Source organism: Salmonella enterica subsp. diarizonae, from assembly GCF_008692785.1.
In the GTDB taxonomy this organism is placed as follows: Bacteria; Pseudomonadota; Gammaproteobacteria; order Enterobacterales; family Enterobacteriaceae; genus Salmonella; species Salmonella diarizonae.
Genome location: NZ_VXJV01000008.1, coordinates 228,754 through 252,841 on the forward strand (window position 1 = coordinate 228,754; position 24,088 = coordinate 252,841).

Below are 24,088 nucleotides of genomic sequence, written 5' to 3' on the forward strand. Positions count from 1 at the left end.
GGGTTTATGGCGTTAATATGGATAACCGGATACGATAAGAAGGTATCGTATCCGGCCTGGTTGACGGATTCAGACCCGATAAGCGCAGCGCCATCAGGTCAAAAAGGCTTAAAACCCAAGGCTGTCCAGTAGGTCGTCCACCTGATCCTGGCTGGCGACTACGCCAGCTTTCGAGGTATCCACCTGCGGGCCGTTGAGCAAGCTTTCGTTCTCGCGTTTTGGGCGCGCGCCCTGTTCCGGGATGTTTTCCAGCAGCACCATTAACAACTGGCGCTCAATCTCCTGAATCACGTCCATCATGCGTTTGATCACCTGACCCGTCAGGTCCTGGAAATCTTGCGCCATCATGATGTCCAGCAGTTGCGCATTCGTAAAACTGGTATGGCCCGGGACATCCTTGAGAAACTGGCGCGTATCTGTCACCAGCTCACGGGCGTCGGAAAGCTCGATCGGATTTTCAAACCACTCGTCCCAACGTTGTGTCAGCGCTTTCGCCTCTTTTTCCATCGCATCCTGATGCGGCTGCGAGGCCTCTACGCTGTTTAGCGCGCGTTCCGCCGCCTGCGCCGTCATCTGGACGACGTAATCCAGACGGTCGCGCGCATCGGGTATCGCCTCCGCCGCTTCGGCAATCGCCTGGTCCAGCCCCAGTTCGCGCAGGCTGTCGCGCAGCATTCGGGTCAGACTACCGATGCGCGCAATGATGTCTCCTGCTGAGCCTTCATCAACAGGCTTGATAGATGGTTGCATCATCATCGCATCCTCACATGCCCAGTTTCTCAAAGATTTTGTTTAGCTTCTCTTCCAGAGTCGCTGCCGTAAACGGTTTTACGACATAACCGCTGGCGCCAGCCTGCGCGGCGGCGATAATATTCTCTTTCTTGGCTTCCGCCGTTACCATCAACACGGGTAACGCCGACATGGCGCTATCGGCGCGAATGGTTTTCAGCAGCTCCAGACCATCCATGTTCGGCATGTTCCAGTCGGAGATAATGAAACCAAAGCCGCCCGCCTGGAGCTTATTCAGCGCATCGACGCCGTCTTCGGCCTCTTCCACATTGTTAAATCCAAGCTCTTTTAAAAGGTTGCGCACGATACGACGCATGGTCGAAAAGTCATCCACAACCAAAAATTTAAGCTCTTTATCCGCCATAAAATACTACTCCTGGTTCAAATACGTATCGCCTGTCCGGCACTGATTTTCGCCAGCATTTGCTGGCTTACCTGGCTAAGATCGACCACTTCGCTTACGCCACCCATATTGATGGCCTCGCGCGGCATGCCGAACACCACACAACTTGCTTCGTTTTGCGCAATGGTCCAGGCACCTGCCTGGTACATCGCTAACATTCCGGCTGCGCCATCGTTGCCCATCCCCGTAAGAATGACGCCTACGGCGTTGCGCCCCGCGTGTTTCGCCACCGAATGAAACAGCACATCCACGGAAGGCCGATGCCGGTTCACCGGCGGGCCGTCATGAATTTTGATTTGATAATTCGCCCCGCTACGCGCCAGCTCCATGTGCTTGTCGCCGGGCGCAATGTAGGCATGACCTGGCAATACGCGTTCGCCATCCTCGGCCTCCTTGACGCTGATTTGACAGAGTTTATTCAGGCGCTCGGCAAACGAGCGGGTAAAGCCAGGCGGCATATGCTGCGTAATAATCACTGCCGGACTGGAAAGCGGCAGCGGTTGCAGCACATGGCGGATAGCTTCAGTACCGCCCGTTGAAGCGCCGATAGCAATCAGTTTCTCCGAACTGAGCAGCGGACCGGCTTTTAAAGTTGCCGGGGCCGTCATCGGTTTATGCGCGGCGATGCGGGCTCGCGCGGCGGTACGCACTTTTTCAGCGATCATCTCGCTATACGCCAGCATACCTTCCCGAATACCAAGCTGCGGTTTAGTGACAAAATCGATGGCCCCCAACTCCAGCGCCCGCAGCGTCACCTCGGAACCTTTACCGGTCAGCGAGGAGACCATCACCACCGGCATCGGACGCAGACGCATCAGTTTTTCCAGAAAATCGAGGCCATCCATACGCGGCATCTCAACGTCCAGCGTCAATACGTCCGGATTAAATTTTTTGATGAGATCCCTGGCGACCAACGGGTCCGGCGCGGTCGCCACCATCTCCATATCGCTATGGCTATTAATAATTTCAGTCATGATTTGACGCATCAGCGCAGAATCATCAACCGACAATACCCTGATTTTACTCATGCTTTATCCTTACTTAGCGCATACACCGTCTGTCCGCGCAGGCTAAACTCGCGCACGAGGTTGCTAAAGTTTTCTGAGTGACCGGCAAACAACAGTCCGTCAGGTTTAAGGAGTGGAACAAAACGGCGCAGAATGTCCTGCTGTGTCGTTTTATCAAAATAGATCATGACGTTACGGCAAAATATCGCGTCAAAGGGGCCGGGTATGTTGTACTGCTTTTCCAGCAAATTAAGGGAGGAAAATTCAACATAATTGGCCAGTTCCTGACGCACGCGCACCAATCCGTCATGCGGCCCCGTACCGCGCATGAAGTAACGCTGTAACTGCTGCGGCGATAACGTTTTCAGTTCGCTGAGGCGATAAATACCGCTTCTCGCTTTTTCCAGCACTTCAGTATCAATATCGCTGGCGAACACTTTCCAGCGACCGGGAGCCATCCCCAACGCATCCGCCAGCGTAATGGCGATGCTGTAAGGTTCTTCTCCCGTCGATGCCGCCGCACTCCAGACGCGGTACTCGCCGTGGCGGCGACGCGCATGTTCCGCAAGGATCGGAAAATGATGCGCCTCCCGAAAAAAAGCGGTCAGGTTGGTGGTCAGAGCGTTGATAAAAGCCTGCCACTCAGCGCTGTTTTGGTTAGCCTCCAGCATACTGAGATAACGGCCAAAATCATCCAGTCCCAGGGTACGCAGCCGACGGACCAGGCGGTTATAAACCATATCCCGCTTATGGTCGGCCAGCACGATCCCTGCGCGCTGGTAGATTAATTGACATATCCGACGAAAATGCGCGTCGGACAGCGCGAGGCGCTGTGTCATCTGTAACAATAATGACGTTTGCCCGGAGGGCAGAGATGATGTCATAGCGCCTTCTTAATCACATTCAAAATACAACGGGCGCGCCCTGCGGCAGCGCCATGCTTCCCGTATTACACATTTTTTGCTTTTATCTATCGCGAACCAGTCGAAAAGTATCGGCAGGTTCGCAAATTAATCGATAACCGATAGCACACAGCGTATGTCGATCAGAAGGTTTCCCAGTTCGCATCATCCCCGGCGGCTAACGGCCGCGGCGTATTGCCAGACTGAACGTCCACTGACGGACGCGTCTCATGTTTATTTGCCACCAGCGGTCGCGACGCCAGGCGGAAAGCCGATACCGCCTGGGTAAGACGGCTGGCCTGCTCTTCCAGCGCGGCGGCCGCCGCCGCAGACTCCTGAACCAGAGAGGCGTTCTGTTGCGTTACGCGATCCATTTCGGAAACGGCCAAAGCGACCTGATCGATACCCCGGCTTTGCTCATCCGAGGCGGAAGCGATTTCGCCCATGATATCCGTGACGCGCGTAACGGCATTGACGATGTCAGTCATGGTTTCCCCGGCGCTTTCCACCAGCACAGAACCGGTATCGACACGCGAGACGGAATCTTCAATCAACGCTTTTATTTCTTTCGCCGCCTGGGCGCTGCGGCTGGCCAGATTACGTACCTCGCCTGCCACTACCGCAAAACCACGGCCCTGCTCGCCCGCGCGCGCCGCTTCTACCGCCGCGTTCAGCGCCAGAATGTTGGTCTGGAAAGCAATACCGTCGATAACGCTGATAATGTCAGCGATCTTTTTCGAACTGTCGGCAATTTCGTGCATGGTGTTCACCACGCCATCGACAACTTTACCGCCATGACGCGCGGTATCGGAGGCGCTTTGCGCCAGTTGCGAAGCCTGACGAGCGTTATCGGCGTTTTGCTTCACGGTAGCCGTCAGTTGTTCCATGCTGGCGGCCGTCTCTTCCAGCGCGGAGGCCTGCTGTTCGGTACGGGAAGAGAGATCGGTATTACCGGCGGCAATTTCGCTGGTGCCGGAATAAATCGCATCCGAACCTTCGCGAACCTGCGTCACGGTGTTAATCAGCGAGCGTTGCATATGATCAACCGTCCCCGCCAGTTCGCCGATTTCATTACGCCCTGAGACGGTGAGCGTTTTCGTCAGATCGCCGCTGGCAATTTCACGGATATGGGCAATCACTCGCACTAATGGGTTAAGCAGGGCATGACGAATACCGTACCAAACCACCACCAAAATCAGCACCAGCACAACCGCGAGAATCCCCAGTTGCCATTGCGCAAAACGGTAGTCATGAGCGCTTTGCTCAAATGTCTGGCGGTACAGGTTTTCGCTCACCCGGGCGTAGTTGCCCAGCGCTTCACCCAACGCGTTTTGCATTCCCTGGGTTGGCTGGGCGAAGTAGGCCTCCATATTACCGTTATCCAGGAACTGGATAAGTTCGGTTAATGCGGCCTGATAACGCTGATATTTTTCATCGACGTTGGCGCTGGCCTCCGCCATCGCAGGCAATGGAGTTATGTTTTTGAAATTGGTGTAGTGCGTCGCCGCCTGTGCGAGGGTCGTTTTTGCGTTCTGGAGTAAATCCTTTTTGGCGCTGCTCTGCTGGTTAGAGGCGTCCATCATCATGCGTGCGGCGGAGCGGCTCAGGTTAATGCGCGTTTGCAGCATTAAGTCCCATGTCGACGTGAGTTCACTTTGCTGCTGGCGTAATTCGTTAGAAATAACAAAACCCTGCTGGTTATGCTGTAATGAAGAAAACAGCAAACCACCGGAAACAAGCTGTAGCAGTGCGAAAACCCCCAGCACCATCATCAGCATTGTGACAACGCGGATACGGTTAAACATAAGGCACCTTCCTGATAACGAGTTATCAACGTTATCGGCACCTGCGGTGATAACTTTACATTTGCGAAAAGGAAAAACGTTATCCCGGAAGGCGATATTGACCATACCGGTGTCGCGGCGGCGATGCTGACGCAAAATGCAGGAGTTCTGGGCGTGGGCGATGAAGAGGCAATATTACCGCAGGTGGAAGCATAACGGTTAATATTGCCGGATGGCGCAACGCCATCCGGCAACGTCATTACGCGACGTGTGATGCTGCGATATCCAGCAGCGCCATCTCTTCGCTGTTAAGCAGTTTTTCGATATTCACCAGAATCAGCATACGCTCGCCGAGCGCGCCCAACCCCGTCAAATACTCCGTTGACAAAGTCACGGCAAATTCTGGCGCCGGACGGATTTGTTCCGCCGTTAACGACAGTACGTCAGACACGCCGTCCACCACGATCCCGACGACACGTTGCCCCAGATTCAGTACGATCACTACCGTATTGTCATCATACTCCACGTCGCCTTCGCAGAATTTCACGCGCAGATCAACAATGGGTACAATCACGCCGCGTAGGTTAGTCACCCCTTTAATAAAGGCCGGTGTATTGGCGATGCGCGTCACCTGGTCATAGCCACGGATCTCCTGCACTTTCAGGATATCGATACCGTACTCTTCATCTCCCAGTGTAAACACCAGGAATTCCTGACCTGACGGCTCGCCGGCCAGTTTGCTTACATTACTCATACCGGTCATATTATTCCCTTCTCACTCAATCAGGCGGCTGTGATCGCCATACGTTGTTCGCGGTTTAAACCCTGCAATGCGGAAACATCAACAATCAGCGCGACGCTACCATCGCCCAGGATCGTCGCGGCGGAAATACCCGGTACCTTGCGATAGTTGCTTTCCAGGTTTTTAACCACCACCTGGTGCTGGCCGATGAGCTGATCGACCAGCAGCGCGTAACGGCGTCCCGCGCTTTGCAGAATCACAACAATGCCCTGCGTGGCTTCGGTTTTCGCCCCTTCCACGTCAAATACTTTCCACAATTCGACCAGCGGCAAATACTCGCCGCGGACTTCCAGAACTCGTTCGCCGCCCGCCAGCGGATGAAGATCTTCTTCACGCGGTTGCAACGACTCCATCACCGCATTCAACGGCAGGATAAAAACTTCCCCCGCTACGCGAACCGACATGCCATCGAGGATTGCCAGCGTCAGCGGTAGCAGAATACGAATCGTGGTGCCGGAGCCCTGTTTTGACTGGATCTCAACGTGACCGCCCATCTCCTGAATGTTACGTTTCACGACATCCATGCCAACGCCGCGACCGGAGACATCCGTGACCTGTTCCGCAGTTGAGAATCCCGGCGCGAAAATCAGCATGCCCACTTCATCATCGGTCATGTTTTCGTTCACCGCCATGCCCTGCGAAATGGCCTTCGCCAGGATACGCTCACGGTTAAGTCCCGCGCCGTCATCGGTTACTTCAATACAAATATTCCCGCCCTGATGTTCTGCCGAGAGAATCAGGTTGCCGACAACATTTTTTCCGGCCTCAAGGCGTTTTTCCGGCATTTCAATCCCGTGGTCGAGACTGTTGCGCACCAGGTGCGTCAGCGGGTCGATAATGCGTTCGATCAGGCTTTTATCAAGTTCAGTGGAGCTCCCCACCAGCGTCAACTCTACCTGCTTGCCCAGTTTGCCCGCTAAATCGCGTACCAGACGCGGGAAACGGCTGAAGACGTACTCCATAGGCATCATGCGAATCGACATCACCGACTCTTGTAAGTCGCGGGCGTTACGTTGTAACTGTCCCATACTGGTAATGAGATCGCCGTGGTTTACCGGGTCCAGCTCATTAGAACGCTGGGCCAACATTGACTGGGTAATCACTAACTCGCCGACCAGGTTTATGAGCTGATCCACTTTCTCTACCGCCACGCGAATACTGGTGGACTCGCGTTCACGCGCAGGTTTTTCGCGCCCCGCATGATGTTCATGCGCCGCGCTTTTGGCGGCAGGCGCAACCACCGCCGGAGGTGCTACCGGCGCCACCTCGATGTTCTCTTGCACTTTTGCAACCGGCGCGGCGACAACTTTTTCAAAAGCGATCTGATCGGCCTCGATGACAAAACAGAGCACTGCGACAATGTCATCTTCCGCAACACTGCCATCCAGAGTCGCCGACAGTGAATCCGCCCCCTTGACGACATCCGTCAGAGTAGCCAGATTACCCAACTCTTCTTCAAGCAGATCGACCTCACTGGCTTTCAACCGCGAAAGTACAATGCGCAGTTTACTCTCGTCACAAGGTGTTTCGGTTTCGGCTACGTTCTCTTCCTGGATCGCGGCGCTTAATGCCGCGGGTTCTACGACCGCCGGCGCGGTTCCGCCTTTCGCTTCCAGTGCCAACTGGCGTAGCGCATTGCAGATATATTCGAAGCTTGCGGCATCCGGCTCTTCGGAGTTTTTATAGGCGTCGAGCTGTTCCTGCATAATATCTTTCGTTTCCAAAAACAGGTTGATAATGTCGGTATTGAGCTGCATTTCACCGCGTCGGGCTTCATCCAGCAGGTTTTCCATTAAATGCGTGGTTTCCTGCAGAATAGTGAAGCCGAATGTGCCCGCGCCGCCTTTAATAGAGTGCGCCGCGCGAAAAATGGCGTTCAGTTGTTCAGCGTCCGGGGATTCCGGCGCCAAATCCAGCAGATGCTGCTCCATATCTGCCAACAGCTCGTCAGCTTCATCAAAAAATGTCTGATAAAAATCGCTAATATCCATGCTCACGCTATCACCTCGGTTCGGCTTGTGGCGATGTGGGTACGCTTGCCGGCGGGACTGCCGCAGGCTGTTGTAATACACTTACCGGCTCATTCTGGCTTTCAGCGTTTTCATGCAAAATGGCCTGTTCCGCCTGTTTGTTTAACACCAGCAGGCTTATACGGCGATTGATGGCGTCATCAGGACCGCGATCGCTCAGCCGCATCGTGGCGGCCATGCCAACCACCCGTAATACTTTTCCGTTATCCAGCCCGCCGGCGACCAGTTCACGACGCGAGGCATTGGCGCGGTCGGCAGATAACTCCCAGTTGCTATAGCCTTTTTCGCCGTTCGCGTAGGGAAAGTCATCGGTATGGCCCGCCAGGCTAATTCGGTTAGGAATACCGTTTAACACTGGCGCAATCGCGCGCAGGATATCGCGCATATACGGCTCAACTTCGGCGCTGCCAGTTTTAAACATCGGACGGTTCTGGCTGTCGATAATCTGGATGCGTAACCCCTCCTGAACTAAATCAATCTTCAGATGCGGACGTAACGCGCGCAGCTTGGGATCGGATTCGATCAGTTGATCCAGATCGCCGCGCAGTTTGTTTAACCGACTCTGCTCCATCCGTTTTTTCAGCTCGTCGATATTCGGTTGCTTTTCCACTTCACCCTGCTGTTGGGTGTAATCATCGCCGCCGCCTGGTATCGGGCTCTCGCTATTGGCAATCCGCTTACCGCCCGTTACCGCGGTGGCCAACGGCGTACGAAAATATTCGGCAATCTGAATTAATTCTTTAGGGCTGGAGATGGAAATCAGCCACATCACCAGAAAAAAAGCCATCATCGCCGTCATAAAATCGGCGTAGGCAATCTTCCAGGAACCGTGAGCCCCGCCGCCATGCGGTTTGTGCTTGCGGCGTTTTACGACGACAATGGGATGAGCCTGATTTTTCATGCTTCCTCAGTCGTCTGCTGCTGGTTTGGGTTTCTCACCGCGCGAACATGTTCTTCCAGCTCGATAAACGACGGACGCTCACTGGAATAAAGGGTTTTACGTCCAAATTCCACGGCAATCGGCGGCGCATAGCCGTTCAGATTAGACAGCAGTGTGATTTTTACGCACTGCATCATCTTGGTGGTTTCGGCGCTCTTCTGGCGCAAAACGGTAGCTAACGGTGAAATGAATCCATAAGCCAGTAAAATACCGAGGAACGTTCCTACCATGGCATGGGCAATCAGCGCCCCCAACTCCGCTGCAGGGCGATCGGCTGAAGCCAGAGCGTGAACCACCCCCATTACCGCCGCTACGATACCAAAGGCAGGCAGTGAATCCCCCACCATCGCCAAACTGTTGGCAGGGACCTCCGCCTCGCTTTCATGGGTTTCAATCTCTTCATCCATCAACGCTTCAATTTCGAACGTATTCATGTTGCCGCTGATGATCAGACGCAGATAATCGACAATAAAATCAAGCATCACCGCATCAGCCAGAATACGCGGATAACTGGCGAAGATTTCACTCTCTTTCGGATTTTCAATGTCGCGCTCAAGGGAGAACATACCCTGCTGGCGTGATTTGGCCATCAGGCGATAGAGCAACGCCAGCAGATCCATGTACATGGTTTTCGTGTATTTCGAACGACGAAACAACAACGGGATCGCTTTCATTGTGCCCTTGATGGCCTTCCCGTTGTTGCCGACAATGAACGCCCCTATCCCCGCGCCACCAATGATGACCAGTTCAGCGGGTTGATAGAGTGCCCCAAGGTGTCCGCCGGTCATGACATAACCGCCGAAAACTGTACCGATAACCACCAGGTAACCTAATAAGATAAGCACGACATCATCCTTCCGCTGTTGACTATGACAGGATGCGCAGTCGGGCGATTAACGCGAAGGTAAGGCAAAAAAAAGCAGCGGTAATGACTTACCGCTGCTGGAGTGTTTGTCCACACCGTTTCGGTTAAACAGCCTGTTCGATCTGTTCATCCAGCAGTTGTGGAATAATATCGGCAGCATCTCGGGAAAGTTTACGTCTTTTTACTGCGCGGGATGGCGGCTGGCACAAACTACACGCAAAGCTACCCACGGGCTGATGCGCATGGGTGATAAAGTTTCCGCCGCAGCAGTTGCAGCTCGACAATTCGAGCAATCCGCTTTCAACAAAACGCACCAGAGTCCATGCGCGGGTCAGCGCCAACAACGGCCCTTCAGGCGGTTGCGGACACTGCTCAAGATAAAGCCGATAAGCTTTAATCACCGCATCCACACCGCTACATAAGCCAGTTTTAAGTAAAAATTGCCAGGCATTGCAGAACATGGAAGCGTGAATATTTTGCTCCCAGGTCATAAACCAGTCTGTCGAAAATGGCAGCATCCCTTTAGGCGGCGGACTACCGCGTAACTCTTTGTACAGCCTGATGAGGCGACCACGGCTGAGCTGTGTTTCGCTTTCCAGCATTTGCAGGCGAGCGCCAAGATTGATCAACTCCATCGCCAACTGGATATCGCGAGCTTCCTGAACAATGCTTTTTTCACTCATTATCACGCCCTTTTCTTACGCGCCGTATCGTCCGCTTCATTGAGCAGACGCGTTGAAAGCATGATACCTGTGTGAATCTGCTGTAAATCGTCGACGCGCGAATCCTGAGTCAAACGGGTGATCGTCTGATGATCGTCAAACCGGAAATGACAAACTAGCTGATTCGTCTCAGCCAGTTTGACCATCTGCGGCAGGGTCAACGCGCCCAGTGTGTTTGCCATCTCTTCGTTGATACCGAGGCGGAACATCGCAGATGCTTTGTCCTGGACGATCAAACGCTGTGCAAGGAGTAAATATGACAAATTGATGTCATAAATGTGTTTTAGCAACTCGGATGTATGCATTGTTCCCATCCAGAATAACCAACTTTATTTTTGTGCGGCGTAGCCGCACCCCGTGATGTCGCCGGGAAGGCCCGGTAAAAGAAGCAAAAAGGTCAAATGCATAGCAGTGCTCAGACATTGTGACGTATAACACAGCCTCCCGCCGGGATTCGCCTTACACGTTTACATCAATTTTTACAAATGCCTAAGATTTTTCCTAATTCGACGCAACTCTACTCGTCAGCTTCGTCACATACAACGGAGCGGGACAGCGATTTTAGAAAATATGTGATGTAGATCACATATTTTAGCGGAATACTTACGATAAAACCATCAGCATGGCTTTTATTTTGTTTATTTAATCACCTAATGTTCACTTTTTCTATTCCACACTGATGAATAGAGGGACGTCAACACCAAATTATTTTTTGTTTCTCTGTGTTAAAATAACGGCAGGGTAATAGATAACACGCTATTATTTCTATTATAGAAACGATTTTATTTTACCTTTAGTAAACAGCAGGTTAAATATTAAATGTTATTAATTAATCATACCTCAGCACAAGCCCTGTCACATTAAAAACAAGCTCAATTAATTTAACTTTTAGCTTTTATTATTCATCGGCTCAATCAAAGTATCTTGATGGTGTGTAAAAAGCATCTTATAACACTATTCTTTTCATAAGAATAATTAATGATTAATTATGATGCCCTTCACATTATTGTGGTATTACCACATTGCAGAAATGAGATAAACAGAGTAAAGCTAAAGGACAACCTCATATTCTTGCAATTAAGGAGCGAGTTATGAGCTACACCCATATTCTTGTCGCTGTTGCCGTCACCCCGGAAAGTCACCAGCTACTGGCTAAAGCCGTTTCTATCGCCCGTCCAGTTCAGGCGAAAGTAAGTCTGATTACCCTTGCTTCCGATCCTGAGCTGTATAACCAATTCGCCGCGCCTATGATGGAGGATTTACGCGCGGTTATGCATGAGGAGACTGAGAATTTTCTTAAGATGCTGGGTGAGAGAGCGGATTATCCGATTGAACAAACCTTCATCACCTATGGTGAGCTAAGCCAGCATATTTTGGATGTGTGCCGCAAACACCATGTTGATCTGGTCATTTGCGGCAACCATAACCACAGCTTCTTTTCGCGAGCGTCCTGCTCAGCAAAAAGTGTGGTTAGCGCCAGCCAGGTAGATGTATTGCTGGTGCCGTTAGCGGGTGACTAGTCGCCGCTCGCGATATATCAGGCCAGCTTAGGGAACGTCGCTACTTTATTCTGCTGTTGACGCTCCGCGCTGCGCGGCGTGACCTCCTTTAGGTCATGAATAAAACGCTCCTGCCAGCGGCTAATGTCATTTTTAACGATTACGTCAAGCATTTCCGCATGACGCGAAATACGCTCGGCAAGCGGCATCGTTAAAGCGCGATTAAGCGCCGCCGCTACGTCATCCCGATCGTAAGGATTGACGATAAGCGCTGACGTCAGTTCATTCGCCGCGCCGGCAAACTGCGACAGTACCAATACGCCAGGGTTAGCGGGGTCCTGCGCGGCGACAAACTCTTTCGCCACCAGGTTCATCCCATCACGCAGCGGGGTGACGAGCCCAACATCTGAATAACGGAATATCTTCATTAATAGCTTACGGTCGAAATGCTGATTCAGATAATAGAGCGGCGTCCAGCCCAGTTGTCCATATTTCCCATTAATACGGCCTGCTTCCGTCTCAAGCTGGTGGCGAATATCCTGATATGCCTGTACTTCGCCGCGTGATGTAGGCGCGATTTGGGTGTAACGAATTTTTCCCCGGTGCTGCGGATAGTTTTCCAGTAGCGCTTCATACGCCAGAAAGCGTTCCGGCAACCCTTTCGAATAATCCAGTCGCTCAACGGAAAAAATATTCTTCACATTTTTCAGTTCCGCTTTGAGCTGCGCCAGTTTAGGCGGCAACGGACCGGCAGCCTGTAGGGCAATCTCATCGGGTTCAATACCGATAGGATACACTTCTGTCTGGAAGTCTTTACCCCACGCGATATGCTGCTTGCCACTGCGAGTCGTAACTCGTGTCTGACTTGAAAGGCTATCCAGAAAAGCCAGGCGATCATTTTCCGTCTGGAACCCTAGCAGATCAAAGTCACACAACTGCTCCAGCAGTTCATCATGCGGTGGTAAGGCGTTAAAAATCTCCGGGGTCGGGAATGGAATATGCAGGAAAAAACCAATTCGGTTGTTCACGCCGCGTTTACGCAGTTCGCTGGCAAACGGTAATAAGTGGTAGTCATGCACCCAAATGATGTCGTCCTCTTTAACGAGAGGCAATAACTTATCCGCTAATAACGCATTAACCCGCATGTAGCCTTCCCATGCAGGACGCTGAAACTGCACCAGATCCAGACGATAGTGGAACGCAGGCCAGAGAACCGCATTGGAAAATTGACAGTAATAATCTTCGTAATCTTGTTCACTCAGGTTAAACGATGCCCAGGTAATATTACCTTTTGTCACCTTTTTTAATGGCTCATCCTCGTTACCTGTCTCGCCACTCCAGCCGAACCACAACCCGCCAGCCGCTTTTAGCGCGCCAAGCACGCCAACGGCGAGGCCGCCGGCGCCGCCTTTATTATCCGGGGGGGCAATTCGATTAGATACTACGACTAAACGACTCATAGCCATCTCTCCTGTTATTCATTACTTGTTGTTCTTGTTGTGGATAATTGATTTGCTCCAGCCAGCGCCAGACATCGGGTACGCTTTCCAGTCGCCATGCCGCCTGGGTTGCCCCGACGCCCACTTTTACGGAAATTCCGCCAGCGTGATTCACCACGCCAAAGCCAGCCTCGTCGGTCAAATCGTCTCCCACAAAAACGGGAATCCGTCCCGCAAAGGGGGCTTCCTGCATAAAGGCGGCAATCGCTTCGCCTTTGTTGGTTCCTTTAGGTTTGATTTCCACTACGCATTTACCAGGCTGCAACGCCAGTTGTGGCCAGTGCTGCGTAACGTGTTGCGCAAGCGCCAGCAGTGCCGCTTCATGTTCAGGAGCCTGACGGTAGTGCAGCGCAAACGCCATGCCCTTCGTCTCCAGCTCCGCCCCGGGCAGCGCCACTAGCATCGAACGTAATAACGCCTCTACCTCGCGGACTACCGATTCAGGAAGGCGTACGATATGGGTTTTACCATTGATATCACGGCGCTCTGCCCCGTGAACGCCAGCAAGCGGAAAGCGAAAAGGTTTCGCCAAAACATCCAGCTCGGTCATTGAACGCCCTGAAATCAATGCCAGTGCCCCTGCGTTGTGCGCCGCGAGACGGTCTAACAACTGAAGGATTTTATGCGGTACCGCTACCTGATCGGGATGAGGCTTTATCTCTGCCAATGTGCCATCAAGGTCAAAAAAATACGCATAGTTCGCAGTGAGTTCGGGGGATACGGTTAACGGTTCTGCCACCCTGGTCTCCTCCTTATCATCATATTGAGACTCACAAACGGTCTCATTAGTCATGTAAGTATAGACAGTGTGACGCTGCTCGCCATTTAGAAAGGCCATCGCCAGCCGGGGTAGCGGTTAGCGATGGCGTGGGGCTATACTGTTTAGTTGAATGTTAATTCATCAAATCGTACCCTTCGCTTTTTGCTTATAATGGTCGAAAATGACTGCTGCCAGAAGGATTAAGCCGCGAACCACATACTGCGCAAAGGGTGAAATGTTGAGCAGGTTCATCGCGTTCTCCACCGTCCCTAATATCAGTAACCCCGCCACCACATATGAGATTTTTCCGAGACCGTCTTTCAGGGATGCCCCCCCTAATACGCACACAGAAATAATGATTAACTCATAATCCAGGGAGGTCATTGGCTGACCGCTGGTCATACGCGAAGCCAGAATGATACCCGCCGACACCAGGCCAGAGAGAATAAAAATGATAATTCTGGTACGTACAACCGGTACGCCGGCCAGCCGTGCGGCCTCCTCATTGCCGCCTATCGTCAGCGTGTTACGCCCGAAAGTGTTTTGTTCAGAAAAGCTCGTCTTCAATGCCTACCGATTTACCCTCGGAGATGATATAAGCCAGACTGCGCACAATCTGCATTGTGGCGAGTGCGGCAATTTCCAGATGCGCAATCACAAAGCCACTGACCAGTCCGCACAGTACGCCCAGCAGCAGCCCGGCGCCAACACCTTAGTAAATTTGTACATGGTTAACTCCAGCTTTAGCATTCTTTTATGTAGGGTAAAATCGAGCGATTCTTGTTAGATAAATACTGATGGCTGGAATAGTTTTAGTGGGAACTTGATTCCCCACAGGAGAGCAGCACAGCGCTGAATTACAGTAATTGCGTACATAAATTCAGCGGAAAATAACATAAACCAGATCAGGTTTGTCAGACAAGTGGCAGGAAAGCCAGCATCACATCTGCCAGCTAATCCTTACGTCTCTGGGCAAATAACGATTACCAGGAATAATAGATATGTCCGGCTTGTTCGCGAACCGGCGCGTCGTCTGCCAGCAGTCTGGCGGCAAGGGTTAGCGCGAAATCAAAGACATGACCCAAACCTTTGCCGCTGATTAAATTGCCGTCTTCAACAACAGGAGCATCCACATAGACACCTTCCTGAACCGCTTTCCACAGATCGCCGGAGCAAACATAACGACGCCCCTTCAGTAATCCGTGGGCACCCAGTACCCTTGCCGCAGCGGAACAGATAGGACAAATTAATTTACCTGCTGCGTCATGACGCGCAACGAAAGCGATCGCTGCCGGATTAGCGGCCAGATTGGCACTACCCTGTGGACCACCCGGTAGAACTACCGCATCGAAAAGCGCCTGCTGGCGTTCACTCAGCGTGCTGTCCGCAACCATGGGAATATCATGGTAACTCACCACCGCCCGAGATTCAGCACACGCCAGCATTTCTACGTCGATATGCAAACGCCGCAGGATATCAATAGTAACAATGGCCTCTGCCTCTTCAAATCCTGGCGCCAGCAGCACCGCGACCTTTTTCATTGACTGCTCCTTGTTAACGTGTCACCCATCAAAACTATGCTCAACCGAATAATGTGCCCGTATGATTAATGACATTAAAAATGATCTACAGCAAAATCAGTTTTTTTATAAAAACAGGTAAATTTGCTATCAACCGTTCATGCGTGTGACAACCAGATCGGATAATGTTTATTTTATTGATACTACCACGATTCAAACGATCATTCTATGATCTGAAACAATGTTTCATAAAACAAAACAATAATTATATATCTATTGTTTTTCAATTAGTTATAATTACAAAAGCACAACAGAAAACATTACTATTGAAAAAATCGCGTCACTGAAAATGTAAAAAAAGATAAACAATTGCATTTAAGGATTTTCTTATTTTTATTGACGCGCTATTCTCGTTACCGATCGATAAACAGGAAATCAGATCGCATAAGGGACTGGCGGAACGGAGTTCTTCTGCTAAGAGTATTTATTGTGCATGGATGTAAGAGTGTGACAACGGCCTGTTGCATTTTCGTCCGTCATGCACATCAACACTTTCTGGAAATAAGGATATTGTTATGGCAGCAGTAGGAATGGTTCAAAAGCTCAACACGCAAATGAACCTTGAATTTTACGCATCAAATCTTTACCTCCATCTAAGCGAATGGTGTTCTGAACACAGTTTAACAGGCACCGCCACCTTTCTTCGTACCCAGGCGCAAGGCAACGTGACGCAAATGATGCGCATGTTTAATTTTATGAAAAGCGCTGGCGCCACCCCTATCGTCAAAGCCATTGACGTTCCGGGCGATGAGCTCTGTTCTCTGGAAGAACTGTTCCAGAAAACTCTGGAGGATTATCAGCAACGCGCCAGCACGCTGTCGCGTCTTGCGGACGAAGCGAAAGCGCTCAATGATGCCTCAACGCTTGATTTTCTCCATACCCTGGAAAAAGAGCAGCAGCAGGATGGTGTACTTTTACAAACTATTCTCGAAGAAGTTCGCAGCGCTAAACGAGCAGGGTTATGTCTGGCGCAAACCGATCAACATCTCCTTAACGTCGTGACCTATCAGCATCACTGATAACAGCTACCTGAACGACGATATTGAGACGTTATTACGCCGGATAGCAACGTGAAGCGGCTAATCCGGCCTACAGTCAGCGGTTGTTAGTGAGAGTCACCCTGGGGCGTAAATTTCAGTTCGATCAGAGCTATCGCTTTTTGGATGGCGCGCATCGTGACCGGATCAGCGGCGGCAGGATGATTAGAAAAGTCTATATTTTTCAATTGGCTGGACATTTTTTCGCGTACTTCCACTGGCGCAATCACATCGATTACGTCCAGAATCTGCTTGATAACCAACTGACAAGCGACAACGTCAGAAAGCAGTTCCTGGTCGGCATTAAGTGTATGGGGCATGATGAACTCCTTATAGTCAGGACGTCATAGTACCCATTCATAGCCAGAAACGGTAGCAACACCGTTTCTGGTCTGTATGCCAGGGATAGAACCTGTCGCTACTGGTCTTTTATCGACACATCATGCCTGGCGACAGGGCGAAACGCTTCTGACTTGTCAGGCGGGGCATTACCCCAGAATCTCACGTACAAACGCTTCTATTTCTTTATTCTGGCCGTTTTCAAACAAACATTGCTGGAAACGCGGCCCTGAAACCGCTGTTTTAACCAGCTCAGAATCGATAGCCCGTAATGTATCCAGATAATTCTCTTTGACGACCGCAGCTTTAACCTGATTCAAAATGCCCGCATTGCGAACCTGCGGCGCTTTACGTTCAGGCGGATAGCCCTCGCCTTTACGACCGGTAAACGCTTTTTCAAAGATGAAACGCACGTTCAGCTCAGCGCCCCAGCCAAAGCCTTTCGCAAATGGCAGGGACAACGCATTACCGTTGTTGATCTGCGCAAACAGAAAAGCATCTGCCGGATCGATGCAATAGCCACAAATGACACCAGGATGAATATTTAGCGACATGAGCGCGCCCTGACCGGTACCGCAGCCGGTAACGACGAAATCAACCGCTTTTGAATTAAGCAGAATACTCGCCATAATGCCTAAATGAATGTACGTCAGATGATGGTCATTTTCGTCGCACATACCGACGTTAAAAACGGGAAATCCCTTTTCATCGGCGACAGCGCTAAGTTCGTTATAAATGATGGCGTTTTTGCTGGCCTGGCTGTTTTCCATCATCAATGCGATTTTCATGGTGTTCCTCCTGAATGCAGGCGATCGCGCCTGCGTAAATCATGACGTTTCGCCTACACTACACGCTTACAAACATACTTTCAAATTTAATGAAACCAAGTTTTAAAAAATAAAAAGGCGCTCACACATTTTCTGCTCCCGCTGTAAATCTCCTGCCGTTACCTTTAATCAAGGCGAATCCGTAAGTTATTCCAGCCATTGACGGTGAAAGACACGAGGTAGCATGGTCCGATACCGAACTGTCGGAGCGATTTTATGAAGCCTCTTATTTTTACTCTTTCACTGCTAGCCCTGACGGGGTGCACCATTACTCGACAAGCGCAGGTCAGCGAAGCCAGCCCGATAAGCGGCATTGTGCGCCTGACGTATAACCAGCCGCTATTTTTTACGTCACGGACAGACGACTATGTTTCTCACGGGACCGCAACTCGCGAATGCCAGCAGATGGGCTATGCCGATGCCGTGTCGTTTGGTCAGCCGGTAGGAACCTGTAGCATTTATGCGGGCTCTTTGTGCCTGAACACCCGATTTACCCTCTCCTGGCAGTGCCGGGGCGTAGCCGTCCCGCAAATCATGCCGCTTTATTATTAAGGTTGCTGGCTTAACGCCGACACCATGTACAATGGAGGATAGTGCATGGTCGCTATTGCCAGCATGAAGGTGCTGGCTTTCCTTTATTTATATACTCGTCATACTTCAAGCGGCATGTGCGTTGGCTTTCCTCGTTTCCCCAGCCACTTAATTATGTCCCCCCTCTGGGATTCGCCGCGCCGCCTGCCTGCAACCTGAATTATTTAGAGTACACAATGGTGCTAATGCGTTTTATTCCCATTCGTATTTTTAATAATTAATTTTAATATTTTACCTTTTGCAAATAATAAAATAACAAATTATAGTGGCGCCACATCACTGTATATCTTTTGCTATTTGTGGAGCGGAACCATGCTGAAAACAGAAATGATCGACAAGCTGAATGAGCAAATGAATCTGGAGCTGTATTCCTCACTGCTCTATCAACAGATGAGCGCGTGGTGCAGCTATCACAGTTTTGAAGGCGCCGCCGCATTTCTTCGTCGCCATGCGCAAGAAGAGATGACGCATATGCAACGCCTGTTCGACTACCTTACCGATACCGGAAGTCTGCCGCGCATTAATACCGTTTCTTCGCCCTTCGCTGAGTACGCCTCACTGGATGAACTGTTCCGCGCGACCTATGAGCATGAGCAACTTATTACGCAAAAAATTAATGAACTGGCTCATGCCGCAATGACCAGCCAGGATTATCCGACATTTAATTTCTTACAGTGGTATGTGGCAGAACAGCATGAAGAAGAAAAATTATTCAAATCCATTATTGATAAATTAACGCTGGCGGGAAAAAGCGGCGAAGGGCTTTATTTCATTGATAAAGAACTCTCAACACTGGATACGCAAAATTAATCCAACACGTCCTTACACGGTGAGACGAACTCTCACCGTGGTGTATTAATGGCGGCAGATCTTACTCTCATGCGTTGAAAAACCGCCATCCACGGCAATAAACTTTCCTTTCGCCGCCAGAAACGCGACCAGTTCCGCCGCCGTCATATCTGACGCTGAACAGGTGTGAAATCGTGCCCGCTCGCCAAAGCGCGCTTTAATTGCCGCCTCCAGCGAAGTATGCGTATACTGCTCGCCAGACTCAATCATCATGTTGAGCACCTCGTGACCATGAATGGAATCCATAACCCCTCCTGAATAAAACCCGTAGCCTAATGTGTCCTTGTGCGAGCGACTTTGCGCTAGCGCAGGTTTGCGGTGGTTGTACGCGTCTCTTCCCATATTCGCTTTTATGCCCGGAACTGTAAAATTTACAGTACACACATTGTAACGGCCATTTGACGAAAATAGCGTAATGGCTTACCCTGCGCCGCGGATATCACCGTTCTTTTTTACCGGGGTAGTAGAAAGCGTGAAAAACAGAACTCTGGGCAGTATTTTTATCGTGGCAGGCACCACTATCGGCGCCGGGATGCTGGCAATGCCGCTGGCAGCGGCTGGCGTTGGTTTCAGCGTTACGCTGGGATTGTTGATTGGACTGTGGGCGCTGATGTGTTATACCGCGTTACTATTACTGGAGGTGTATCAACATGTTCCGGCGGATACCGGGCTGGGCTCGTTGGCAAAACGCTATCTTGGACGTTACGGACAGTGGCTTACGGGATTCAGCATGATGTTCTTAATGTATGCGCTCACCGCCGCCTACATTTCCGGAGCCGGTGAATTACTGGCGTCCAGTATTAACAACTGGGTCGGCGCCACGCTCTCTCCTGCCGCCGGTGTGCTGCTGTTCACCTTTGTTGCCGGTGGTGTGGTGTGTGTGGGTACCTCGCTGGTCGATCTTTTTAACCGCTTTCTGTTTAGCGCGAAGATCATTTTTCTGGTCATCATGCTTGCGTTGCTAACACCACATATTCATAAAGTAAATCTTCTTACGCTTCCTTTACAGCAGGGACTGGCATTATCTGCAATACCGGTCATTTTCACCTCCTTTGGTTTTCACGGAAGTGTACCGAGTATTGTAAGTTATATGAACGGCAACATTCACAAGCTGCGTTGGGTCTTTATGACGGGCAGCGCCATTCCGTTAGTGGCCTATATTTTTTGGCAGCTTGCCACGCTGGGAAGCATCGACTCGCCGACATTCAGAGGGCTGCTAGCCAGCCATGCCGGGTTAAATGGTCTGCTGCAGGCGCTCAGAGAAGTGGTCGCTTCCCCACATGTCGAACTGGCGGTCCACCTGTTCGCCGATCTGGCGCTGGCAACCTCTTTTCTGGGCGTAGCGCTAGGATTATTTGATTACCTGGCCGATCTATTCCAGCGTCGCAGTACGGTGTTCGGGCGTATGCAAACCGGGCTGATTACCTTTCTGCCGCCGCTGGCGTTTGCGCTTTTCTACCCACGCGGATTTGTGATGGCATTAGGCTATGCCGGCGTGGCGCTGGCAGTGTTGGCACTGCTAATCCCTGCCATGCTGGTCTGGCAATGCCGCAAACAGAATTCTCAGGCGGGATATCGTGTGGCAGGCGGCACCCCGGCGCTGGCGCTGGTGTTTATCTGCGGCATTGTCGTGATTGGCGTCCAGTTTTCGATCGCAATGGGATTCCTGCCCGATCCAGGTTAATGCCAGGAAAAGATTACCGGGCCCGGACCCCATCCAGGCTCGATAATCATCACGCTATGTCGTTTATGAGGAATTAATGCAGGCAGCACTGCTTAAATTTTTTGCCGCTCCCGCATGGACAAGGATCGTTACGCCCCACTTTCACCTCTACTTTTACCGGCATCTGTAGCGGCGTAGTCTGCGGATGCGCCATCCACCAGGCATGCAGCTCAAGCGCCGCGATACGGATAGCGTCAACGCTTTTATCGAACGCTTCCGGGCTCATTTTATCCAGCAGGTCAAAGTTTTCTTCAGTGCCGTGTAATGCAATCGCTTCCAGAGCCGGTTTTAGCGTATCTGGCAAATCTGACCAGTCGGACAGCGACACTCCACGCATATAACCAAAGCACCATTCTTCAACAATCGTTAGTTCATGGCCATCAACTTCTCGCAGGCCAAACAGCGGCTCGAACTGTTCTGGATAGTCTTCAAGCCGGGCGGCTGTGTCCGCCATGTGCTGGAACACCAGGTCCATAAATCGCGTCATTTCTTTTTCAGATGTCCAGCGCGGTACGTACGCGGGTCCACCCCATATCGCTACCAGCCACTGCTCCGGCTCAATTGGACGCGGAGAACTCAGTACCGCAGTAATCAAACCGTCCAGTTCCGCGACATCCAGAATGGCCTGATCGGTATTGTATTTCGTCAACACATCATCCAGCCATTCCAGCTCGTTCTCATTTAATGGTTCCATTTTCATAACGCTTTTCCTCAGTGATGACTTCCGCCTGTGGCTCTCTTACATTGCAGCGGATAAAAATAATTTTTGCAGGCAGTTTGGATGGCAACCATCAGGGGCCAGATTAACACGAAATGGGGAGGATTCCGGAAGTTAACGCACAAAAGGAGGATCGGGACGCAGGTTTTCCGCTAAGAAGCGCTCAAATCCACATAAAAGCCAGGCATCTGAACTCGCGTTCGCGACGGTCATTGCCCGCGCATTCTCTACCATGAGATACTCTCCACTGCATATTTCTCATAACGGCGGGGGCGTCACTGTCCTATATGAGTACAACATCCTCTTCCCTTATTGAAATCAGACATTCTTTACTCAGTGTAATAATCGCTATGCTGGCGGTGCGCAAGACGGGACAGGCATTCTAAATGTTTCTCGCTATATTATACTCATGCTAACTTATACCACCGCCGCGGACAGATAAAATCGTCCTCTTAAATAGAGCTTATTTTCAGTAAAAAAGTGTTTGATGAGTTCGTCTACCGCTTCTCTGTCAGCAGAAAAGGTTATTTCCATAAACAGAGTATCATACCCTATTTTGATATTTTTTTTCTTACAGTAAGCACGGATCTCATCCTGCACACTCAGCAACGGCAGGCTAAATGTGTATAGCGGTTGCGGTTCTTTTTTCGCCGCTTTCTCAAAAACTTTAGTGACCAGATCCCCAAGATCGCGCTCCGACCGGGTACGGTTATTAAAATGCAATAAACTACGTCTTTTTACCACCCAGCCTCCAGCCAGATACCGCTAACAATAACTCTCACTTCAATGTGTGAGGCTCATGACCACATCCAGAATCAACTCCAGATAGTATTTCAAATAAACAGACCGCACTATAGCGCATACCTTTTTCAGATACAGTTTACAGGGATACCATCTTTATATCCACTGCGCACAGTTGCCTCAATCACGTATTCCGCGATAGCACAGCCTGTCAACCTTATTCTATATAACCAAGTTTAAACAGAACCTTACCAGCCAGCGATACCAGTTCAGGATTTTCAGGATAAAAATGGAGTAGTGGGAAAAATACTGCCTCGCCGATAATGCTCCGGCTATTGGCATTGTTCGGGCGCAATCCCCAGATATTTTGATAAGTGACCGGTACCACCTGCCCGTTCATGGTTGTGTTACCGATATACAGCATAATATGCCCTGGAATATAGACCAGCGTAGTAAACGGTTTTCCGTACCTGGTGAGATAATCGATCCGCATTTGGGTGCTTTTACTGCTGAGATCGACGACTCGTCCAGCAGCCTCTACCTGCGCGGTTGAATGTCTGGGTAGGAATATGCCAAACGGCATCATCAGGCTGCGGATTTCGGCTGAACAATCATTATAAAAGTTAAAATTTCCCCAGCCGTAGGGGGTGCCGCCCATTGATTTCATTAATACGGCAATATTTTCCGGCGTCATTTTCCACGGCATAGCCGTAAACTCTTTGTCACTTAGCCAGACCCAATGGATAGACGCACGACCATTGCTGTCGCGAACTGGCGCCGCAATCAGGAAAAGACCCGCTCGTTGATTCCGGAACGGTAAAATAGTGCCCGGTCGCCCGGTGAAATAATAGACGCCTGCGGCATGGACAGAAACTGGCGAGTTGATAAATGCTCCCAGTTGCTTATGAGCGAGCGAAACCCACTGGGTTACAAATTTCTGATCCACACTGGCAATATCCTCACTATGAACCCAACCTGTTACCGCCGGTGAAACGACATATTGCCAACGTTGGTCTTTGCTCTCCGTTAGCGTATAGACCGGCGTGCCGGGGCGCAGCGAAGACATTTGTAAATTATCAAAAGGGTACCCCTCGCCCGCCCGACGGGGATCGTTAAAGAGCGGATCGTCCGTTGGTAGTGCTCTGACTAAACTCTCTCTGACCATAATGCCACGTCGGGAGGCATGATATATATCATCAATCTGCGTATCCGCATTCCCTCTTACCCCCGCTTTCCAGTGTGAGGAATACAATCTGAAATTTTCCCCCCAATAAGCACTGCCGTCGCTAAGGAACTGCTTAATACTGGCATCCCGGGCCTGCCCTGCGTTTTTTTTCAGCAACGTGGTGATATAAAAAACATTCCACGGCGAGTGTGCTTCACTGTCCATTCCGAAATAATGGGATTTCAGTGCGCTAAAGTAGCGTTGTTGGGTAGCACTATCAATAACCGGAATAGTGTAATCAGCCAAGTCCGGAGGTATCCATTTATCGACCGACTGTGAATAATCCGCTAACGGAAAGCGCGTTTTTGTTGGGTCAATATAACTCCCCGCGGGGATTTCACCTTTGGTCGTTGGTCGGTACGTCGTCTGGTGACAAGCGGTAAGGCACAGCGGCATCAATAAAACGGCCCAGGCTTTGTTTTGCATCATCATCTCCGTAACGTAGGGAAAGCACAA

Annotated in this window: 26 protein-coding genes and 1 pseudogene; 6 read left to right on the forward strand and 21 right to left on the reverse strand. The window is 50.8% G+C overall.

Going from position 1 to position 24,088, the window contains the following annotated elements:
* Positions 1 to 108: 108 nt before the first annotated feature.
* From cheZ to flhD, 11 genes are all read right to left on the reverse strand, one after another.
* Positions 109 to 753 carry a protein phosphatase CheZ gene (gene cheZ / locus F4V72_RS17745; RefSeq protein WP_023248814.1) on the reverse strand — a complete coding sequence of 215 codons (645 nt, stop codon included), beginning with the start codon at positions 751 to 753 and terminating at the stop codon, positions 109 to 111.
* Positions 754 to 763: 10 nt separating this feature from the next.
* Positions 764 to 1,153, reverse strand: a complete 390-nt coding sequence (gene cheY, locus F4V72_RS17750) for a chemotaxis response regulator CheY (protein ID WP_000763861.1) — start codon at positions 1,151 to 1,153, stop codon at positions 764 to 766.
* 17 nt (positions 1,154 to 1,170) lie between these two features.
* Positions 1,171 to 2,220, reverse strand: a complete 1,050-nt coding sequence (cheB, locus tag F4V72_RS17755; RefSeq protein WP_023248815.1) for a protein-glutamate methylesterase/protein glutamine deamidase — start codon at positions 2,218 to 2,220, stop codon at positions 1,171 to 1,173.
* A complete protein-coding gene (gene cheR / locus F4V72_RS17760; RefSeq protein ID WP_000204357.1) occupies positions 2,217 to 3,083 on the reverse strand; it encodes a protein-glutamate O-methyltransferase CheR in 867 nt (288 codons plus the stop codon). The genes cheB and cheR overlap by 4 nt, the downstream gene beginning before the upstream one ends.
* Before the next feature lie 161 nt (positions 3,084 to 3,244).
* A complete protein-coding gene (gene tar, locus F4V72_RS17765; protein ID WP_023248816.1) occupies positions 3,245 to 4,906 on the reverse strand; it encodes a methyl-accepting chemotaxis protein II in 1,662 nt (553 codons plus the stop codon).
* A gap of 238 nt (positions 4,907 to 5,144) precedes the next feature.
* Entirely contained in the window at positions 5,145 to 5,648 is a 504-nt protein-coding gene (gene cheW / locus F4V72_RS17775; RefSeq protein ID WP_000147290.1) for a chemotaxis protein CheW, read from the reverse strand.
* 20 nt (positions 5,649 to 5,668) lie between these two features.
* On the reverse strand, positions 5,669 to 7,684 hold the full coding sequence (gene cheA / locus F4V72_RS17780; RefSeq protein ID WP_136058333.1) for a chemotaxis protein CheA: 2,016 nt from the start codon (positions 7,682 to 7,684) through the stop codon (positions 5,669 to 5,671).
* A gap of 4 nt (positions 7,685 to 7,688) precedes the next feature.
* Positions 7,689 to 8,618: a flagellar motor protein MotB gene (gene motB, locus F4V72_RS17785; protein ID WP_023248818.1), complete on the reverse strand. Its 930-nt coding sequence runs from the start codon at positions 8,616 to 8,618 to the stop codon at positions 7,689 to 7,691.
* The gene (gene motA, locus F4V72_RS17790) at positions 8,615 to 9,502 is read right to left on the reverse strand and encodes a flagellar motor stator protein MotA (RefSeq protein ID WP_000906315.1); all 888 of its coding nucleotides are present in this window, start codon (positions 9,500 to 9,502) and stop codon (positions 8,615 to 8,617) included. The genes motB and motA overlap by 4 nt, the downstream gene beginning before the upstream one ends.
* A gap of 124 nt (positions 9,503 to 9,626) precedes the next feature.
* Entirely contained in the window at positions 9,627 to 10,211 is a 585-nt protein-coding gene (flhC, locus tag F4V72_RS17795; protein ID WP_000605987.1) for a flagellar transcriptional regulator FlhC, read from the reverse strand.
* A complete protein-coding gene (gene flhD / locus F4V72_RS17800) occupies positions 10,208 to 10,549 on the reverse strand; it encodes a flagellar transcriptional regulator FlhD (RefSeq protein WP_001804550.1) in 342 nt (113 codons plus the stop codon). The genes flhC and flhD overlap by 4 nt, the downstream gene beginning before the upstream one ends.
* Positions 10,550 to 11,222: 673 nt before the next feature.
* Between flhD and F4V72_RS17805 the strand changes: the two genes are divergently transcribed.
* On the forward strand, positions 11,223 to 11,339 hold the full coding sequence (locus F4V72_RS17805; RefSeq protein WP_044136501.1) for a hypothetical protein: 117 nt from the start codon (positions 11,223 to 11,225) through the stop codon (positions 11,337 to 11,339).
* Positions 11,336 to 11,764, forward strand: coding sequence for a universal stress protein UspC (gene uspC / locus F4V72_RS17810; protein ID WP_023248819.1), 429 nt, complete (start codon positions 11,336 to 11,338; stop codon positions 11,762 to 11,764). Before F4V72_RS17805 ends, uspC begins: the two co-directional genes overlap by 4 nt.
* Before the next feature lie 17 nt (positions 11,765 to 11,781).
* On the opposite strand, the gene otsA is transcribed toward uspC, so the two are convergent.
* From otsA to F4V72_RS17830, 4 genes and pseudogenes are all read right to left on the reverse strand, one after another.
* Positions 11,782 to 13,203 carry an alpha,alpha-trehalose-phosphate synthase gene (otsA, locus tag F4V72_RS17815; RefSeq protein ID WP_053508904.1) on the reverse strand — a complete coding sequence of 474 codons (1,422 nt, stop codon included), beginning with the start codon at positions 13,201 to 13,203 and terminating at the stop codon, positions 11,782 to 11,784.
* The gene (gene otsB, locus F4V72_RS17820) at positions 13,178 to 13,981 is read right to left on the reverse strand and encodes a trehalose-phosphatase (protein ID WP_136058334.1); all 804 of its coding nucleotides are present in this window, start codon (positions 13,979 to 13,981) and stop codon (positions 13,178 to 13,180) included. Before otsB ends, otsA begins: the two co-directional genes overlap by 26 nt.
* Before the next feature lie 162 nt (positions 13,982 to 14,143).
* Positions 14,144 to 14,714: pseudogene (locus F4V72_RS17825) on the reverse strand (ABC transporter permease subunit); the annotation flags it as partial.
* 271 nt (positions 14,715 to 14,985) lie between these two features.
* Positions 14,986 to 15,543 carry a DJ-1/PfpI family protein gene (locus F4V72_RS17830; protein WP_023248823.1) on the reverse strand — a complete coding sequence of 186 codons (558 nt, stop codon included), beginning with the start codon at positions 15,541 to 15,543 and terminating at the stop codon, positions 14,986 to 14,988.
* A 554-nt stretch (positions 15,544 to 16,097) separates the two neighbouring features.
* On the opposite strand from F4V72_RS17830, the gene F4V72_RS17835 reads away from it, so the two are divergent.
* On the forward strand, positions 16,098 to 16,601 hold the full coding sequence (locus F4V72_RS17835) for a non-heme ferritin-like protein (RefSeq protein WP_023185714.1): 504 nt from the start codon (positions 16,098 to 16,100) through the stop codon (positions 16,599 to 16,601).
* Between the two features lie 86 nt (positions 16,602 to 16,687).
* On the opposite strand, the gene F4V72_RS17840 is transcribed toward F4V72_RS17835, so the two are convergent.
* Positions 16,688 to 16,939, reverse strand: a complete 252-nt coding sequence (locus F4V72_RS17840; RefSeq protein WP_023248824.1) for a DUF2766 family protein — start codon at positions 16,937 to 16,939, stop codon at positions 16,688 to 16,690.
* A 168-nt stretch (positions 16,940 to 17,107) separates the two neighbouring features.
* Positions 17,108 to 17,746, reverse strand: a complete 639-nt coding sequence (locus tag F4V72_RS17845) for an RpiB/LacA/LacB family sugar-phosphate isomerase (RefSeq protein ID WP_023248825.1) — start codon at positions 17,744 to 17,746, stop codon at positions 17,108 to 17,110.
* A gap of 255 nt (positions 17,747 to 18,001) precedes the next feature.
* On the opposite strand from F4V72_RS17845, the gene F4V72_RS17850 reads away from it, so the two are divergent.
* Together F4V72_RS17850 and ftnA are read left to right on the forward strand one after the other, a co-directional pair.
* Positions 18,002 to 18,337: a YecR-like lipofamily protein gene (locus tag F4V72_RS17850; protein WP_000803229.1), complete on the forward strand. Its 336-nt coding sequence runs from the start codon at positions 18,002 to 18,004 to the stop codon at positions 18,335 to 18,337.
* Between the two features lie 351 nt (positions 18,338 to 18,688).
* The gene (gene ftnA / locus F4V72_RS17855) at positions 18,689 to 19,186 is read left to right on the forward strand and encodes a non-heme ferritin (protein WP_000920616.1); all 498 of its coding nucleotides are present in this window, start codon (positions 18,689 to 18,691) and stop codon (positions 19,184 to 19,186) included.
* A gap of 45 nt (positions 19,187 to 19,231) precedes the next feature.
* Here ftnA and F4V72_RS17860 read toward each other — a convergent pair whose 3' ends face one another.
* Complete coding sequence (locus F4V72_RS17860) at positions 19,232 to 19,471, reverse strand: YecH family metal-binding protein (protein ID WP_023242292.1); 240 nt, start codon at positions 19,469 to 19,471, stop codon at positions 19,232 to 19,234.
* A 226-nt stretch (positions 19,472 to 19,697) separates the two neighbouring features.
* Here F4V72_RS17860 and tyrP point away from each other — a divergent pair, with 226 nt between their 5' ends.
* Positions 19,698 to 20,909 carry a tyrosine transporter TyrP gene (gene tyrP, locus F4V72_RS17865; RefSeq protein WP_136058335.1) on the forward strand — a complete coding sequence of 404 codons (1,212 nt, stop codon included), beginning with the start codon at positions 19,698 to 19,700 and terminating at the stop codon, positions 20,907 to 20,909.
* Between the two features lie 73 nt (positions 20,910 to 20,982).
* Here the strand turns inward: tyrP and F4V72_RS17870 are convergent, their stop codons facing one another.
* The 3 genes from F4V72_RS17870 to F4V72_RS17880 form a co-directional block, all read right to left on the reverse strand.
* A complete protein-coding gene (locus F4V72_RS17870) occupies positions 20,983 to 21,648 on the reverse strand; it encodes a YecA family protein (protein ID WP_023248827.1) in 666 nt (221 codons plus the stop codon).
* A 435-nt stretch (positions 21,649 to 22,083) separates the two neighbouring features.
* Positions 22,084 to 22,410 carry a hypothetical protein gene (locus tag F4V72_RS17875; RefSeq protein ID WP_023248828.1) on the reverse strand — a complete coding sequence of 109 codons (327 nt, stop codon included), beginning with the start codon at positions 22,408 to 22,410 and terminating at the stop codon, positions 22,084 to 22,086.
* A 214-nt stretch (positions 22,411 to 22,624) separates the two neighbouring features.
* Positions 22,625 to 24,064 (reverse strand): SH3 domain-containing C40 family peptidase, encoded by a 1,440-nt coding sequence (locus F4V72_RS17880; protein ID WP_136058336.1) that lies wholly within the window; start codon positions 24,062 to 24,064, stop codon positions 22,625 to 22,627.
* Positions 24,065 to 24,088: the final 24 nt, after the last annotated feature.

Bases quoted from the DNA above. Each gene is read 5' to 3' on its own strand.
- cheZ (WP_023248814.1), bottom strand. From the start codon at position 753: ATGATGCAACCATCTATCAAGCCTGTTGATGAAGGCTCAGCAGGAGAC.
- cheY (WP_000763861.1), bottom strand. From the start codon at position 1,153: ATGGCGGATAAAGAGCTTAAATTTTTGGTTGTGGATGACTTTTCGACC.
- cheB (WP_023248815.1), bottom strand. From the start codon at position 2,220: ATGAGTAAAATCAGGGTATTGTCGGTTGATGATTCTGCGCTGATGCGT.
- cheR (WP_000204357.1), bottom strand. From the start codon at position 3,083: ATGACATCATCTCTGCCCTCCGGGCAAACGTCATTATTGTTACAGATG.
- tar (WP_023248816.1), bottom strand. From the start codon at position 4,906: ATGTTTAACCGTATCCGCGTTGTCACAATGCTGATGATGGTGCTGGGG.
- cheW (WP_000147290.1), bottom strand. From the start codon at position 5,648: ATGACCGGTATGAGTAATGTAAGCAAACTGGCCGGCGAGCCGTCAGGT.
- motB (WP_023248818.1), bottom strand. From the start codon at position 8,618: ATGAAAAATCAGGCTCATCCCATTGTCGTCGTAAAACGCCGCAAGCAC.
- flhD (WP_001804550.1), bottom strand. From the start codon at position 10,549: ATGCATACATCCGAGTTGCTAAAACACATTTATGACATCAATTTGTCA.
- F4V72_RS17805 (WP_044136501.1), top strand. From the start codon at position 11,223: ATGATTAATTATGATGCCCTTCACATTATTGTGGTATTACCACATTGC.
- uspC (WP_023248819.1), top strand. From the start codon at position 11,336: ATGAGCTACACCCATATTCTTGTCGCTGTTGCCGTCACCCCGGAAAGT.
- otsA (WP_053508904.1), bottom strand. From the start codon at position 13,203: ATGAGTCGTTTAGTCGTAGTATCTAATCGAATTGCCCCCCCGGATAAT.
- F4V72_RS17830 (WP_023248823.1), bottom strand. From the start codon at position 15,543: ATGAAAAAGGTCGCGGTGCTGCTGGCGCCAGGATTTGAAGAGGCAGAG.
- F4V72_RS17835 (WP_023185714.1), top strand. From the start codon at position 16,098: ATGGCAGCAGTAGGAATGGTTCAAAAGCTCAACACGCAAATGAACCTT.
- F4V72_RS17840 (WP_023248824.1), bottom strand. From the start codon at position 16,939: ATGCCCCATACACTTAATGCCGACCAGGAACTGCTTTCTGACGTTGTC.
- F4V72_RS17845 (WP_023248825.1), bottom strand. From the start codon at position 17,746: ATGAAAATCGCATTGATGATGGAAAACAGCCAGGCCAGCAAAAACGCC.
- F4V72_RS17850 (WP_000803229.1), top strand. From the start codon at position 18,002: ATGAAGCCTCTTATTTTTACTCTTTCACTGCTAGCCCTGACGGGGTGC.
- ftnA (WP_000920616.1), top strand. From the start codon at position 18,689: ATGCTGAAAACAGAAATGATCGACAAGCTGAATGAGCAAATGAATCTG.
- F4V72_RS17860 (WP_023242292.1), bottom strand. From the start codon at position 19,471: ATGGATTCCATTCATGGTCACGAGGTGCTCAACATGATGATTGAGTCT.
- F4V72_RS17870 (WP_023248827.1), bottom strand. From the start codon at position 21,648: ATGAAAATGGAACCATTAAATGAGAACGAGCTGGAATGGCTGGATGAT.
- F4V72_RS17880 (WP_136058336.1), bottom strand. From the start codon at position 24,064: ATGATGATGCAAAACAAAGCCTGGGCCGTTTTATTGATGCCGCTGTGC.